Source organism: Leisingera sp. F5 (assembly GCF_001593695.1).
The window spans coordinates 1-2,711 of record NZ_LUKH01000363.1 but is presented as its reverse complement, the minus strand read 5'-3'; the positions used below and the strand labels follow the sequence as shown (position 1 = coordinate 2,711).

Genomic DNA, 2,711 nt, shown 5'->3' with positions numbered 1-2,711 from the left:
ATCCCGCAGCACCGCCAGAGAGTTGTCATTGTGGAAGTGCCCGCCAAAGCCCTTCTGATAGCCAAGGCCCGCAATCCGCAGCACCATCGGGTTGGTGAATTGCCCGTTCGAGAAGAAGGGCAAAGTCGCCGCTTCGCCGCGCAGTTGGTCCTCGGCATTATGCAGATAGGCAAGGAACTGGATTTCCGGGATGGGCACAAACCCATTGTGCCCCATACCAATCGCCAGCCCCAGGATCGACTGCTCATCCAGCAGCGTGTCGATGACCCGGTCCGGTCCGAACCGCTGCTGCAGCTTCTGACTGACGCCGTAAACACCGCCCTTGCGGCCTACATCCTCGCCCATCATGACGATCTCGCCATGCTCCAGCATCAAATCGGTCAGCGCCCAGTTGATCAGCCGCGACATTGGCTGCGGCTCCTCCATCGCCCGCATGTCGCTGCCGAACGCCGCTGCCCGCTCCTCTAAACGCGGGCCATTGGTGGGCCTACAGGTCCGCGTTGGCGGAATCAGGCTGGCAGCCACATCTTCTGCCGTCTTCAGATGCGGCCGTGTCACCGCCTCTGTCCGGATTCGCTCCACCCGCGCGCAAGTGTCCGTGTAAACCTTCAGCGCTTCCTTGGGCTGCAGCGCCCCGGCTTCATTCAGCAGCCGCACCGAATGAAGCAGCGGATCATTGGCTTCATCCGCCTCAACCTCGGCCTTGCTGAGGTAAGTGGTCGGAACATCCGCCCCGGCATGGCCGTACAGCCGCACGGTGCGCAGATGCAGGAAGGCCGGCTTCTTGCGGGTCCGCACATACTCTGCTGCCTCTTGCGCCACTGCAAAGGCGTTATAGATATCCAGCCCGTCTGCCTTGAAATACTTGATGCCCGGCCGCTGCGCCATCGAGGCCTCGATCCAGCCCTTCGGCGTTTTTACGGAAATGCCGATACCGTTGTCCTCGCAGACAAACAGCAAAGGCAGCGGCGTCGATTGCACCGAACTCCAGCCCGCGGTGTTGATTGCCCCTTGCGCAGTCGAATGGTTGGCCGAAGCATCCCCGAAAGAGCACATGACAATGGCGTCTTCCGGAAGCACCTGATGCTCTGGCTGGTGCCGCTTGGCTGCACCGACGGAGTAAGCCGCTCCCACCGCCTTGGGCAGATGCGAGGCAATGGTAGACGTTTGCGGCGGGATCATCAGTGTCTTGGAGCCCAGAACCTTGTGCCGGCCGCCTGAGGTTGGGTCTTCGCTGGAACAGGCAAAGGACAAAAGCATATCCCAGGCAATCCGTTGCCCCGGAACCTGATCCGCCCGGGCAATCTGAAACGCTGCATCACGGTAATGCAAGAAGGCCATGTCGGTCGGGCGCAGCGCCCGCGCCACCGCCGCCATCCCCTCATGCCCCGAGGATCCGATGGTGTAAAACCCCTCTCCCGCTTTTTGCATCGCCCGGCTGGTCAAGTCCAGCGCCCGGCTCAACACCTGTGCACGGAAGGTGCCAACTGCCTCTGATACGGCAAGCGGTCCTGCGGGTGCCGCACCTGCAGGGAAGTCTGCGGCCTTTACCCGGTCCAGGAAATTCTTATGCACGATCTGGGCGCGGTCCATGCGGCCTCCTTGGAATAAGCTCTGGGTGCATTTATCCGCGAACGCGCCGCCAAAACCAATGAGATTGCCTACTGCTGTCATTCCAAGTTGGAATGCCTTGCCTGCGTAATCCGGTGTGATCCGGCCACCCGTTCCAACGACATCCGGCCACCTCTCAGACGTGTTGCAGCGAGGCGATCAGCAGCCCGCTACCTTGCGGTTCTTTTGGGACCAGAGGGAGCGCGATGAAGAGACTGCCCCCTCTCGGCAGCAGGCGCGTATGCGCCTGCCGGGCAGCGGATGCGCAAGATACGAGACGTACTGCGGCTTTCAGCTGAGGGCCTGCCGGCCCGCCGGCTGGCGGCGAGCCCGGCGATTGGCCGCACCACGCTGCAGGGTTATCTGGAGCGTGCCCAAGAGGCAGTCTTAAGCAGGCCGCTGCCGCCGGAAATGTCGGATACCGACCTTGAGCAGCTCCTCTATTCGCGCATCACGATACTGCCGTTGGCTAGTGGGCTTGAACCAGTGGCGCCTTCACTAGCTCGCTGCCCGCGAAAGCGAGGAAAATCTGCGGTTCATGACATCATCGACAAGCAATTTCTGTAAACGCCTTGGTATGGCGCGCGCCAGGTGGTTCGCCGCATGCAGCGAAAGGGGCATAGTTGCGGGCGGTACCGCGTGCGGCGGCTGATGCGGATCATGCGTCTTGTGCCGATCTGCAAGGCGTCAAAGACCAGCCGGAAACACCCGGAACACAAGATTCACCCATATTTGCTCAAAGGCTTGGCGATCACCCGCCCCAATCAGGTCTGGTGTTCCGATGCAGCCTGCATTCCCATGCACCGGGGGGCCTTTACTCGGCCGCGGCCATGGACTGGCACAGCCGGAAAGTGTTGATCTGGCGGCTATCCGGCACGATGAGCGCGGGGATCTGCATCGAGGCCTAGAAGGAAGCGCTGGCCCGGCGCTGCCCACCTGGGATATTCAACTTGACGTGCCCCCCACTGGTCCCTTGTTCATGATGAGAGTCTGCGGATTTGATTTTGGTAGTCGTCGGTTTCGGGTTTGGCAAGCGCGCCGGGCGCGGAGCCCTCAAACTGCTCAAGCGTCCGGCGCGCTTCGGCCGGTGTTTTGTTCCC

2 protein-coding genes and 2 pseudogenes are annotated in these 2,711 nt (G+C 61.6%); 2 read left to right on the top strand and 2 right to left on the bottom strand.

The genetic code is table 11. From position 1 onward, the window contains the following. On the bottom strand, window positions 1-1,593 hold a 1,593-nt coding region (locus A2I95_RS30340; protein ID WP_291735847.1), incomplete at its 3' end, for a thiamine pyrophosphate-dependent enzyme. Window positions 1,594-1,872: 279 nt separating this feature from the next. Between A2I95_RS30340 and A2I95_RS30335 the strand changes: the two genes are divergently transcribed. Beyond that, window positions 1,873-2,178: a hypothetical protein gene (locus tag A2I95_RS30335; protein ID WP_291735844.1), complete on the top strand. Its 306-nt coding sequence runs from the start codon at window positions 1,873-1,875 to the stop codon at window positions 2,176-2,178. A 15-nt stretch (window positions 2,179-2,193) separates the two neighbouring features. Beyond that, a pseudogene (locus A2I95_RS42670) lies at window positions 2,194-2,469 on the top strand (hypothetical protein); the annotation flags it as partial. A gap of 119 nt (window positions 2,470-2,588) precedes the next feature. Here the strand turns inward: A2I95_RS42670 and A2I95_RS30330 are convergent. Then, window positions 2,589-2,711 (bottom strand): annotated as a pseudogene (locus A2I95_RS30330) (IS3 family transposase); the annotation flags it as partial.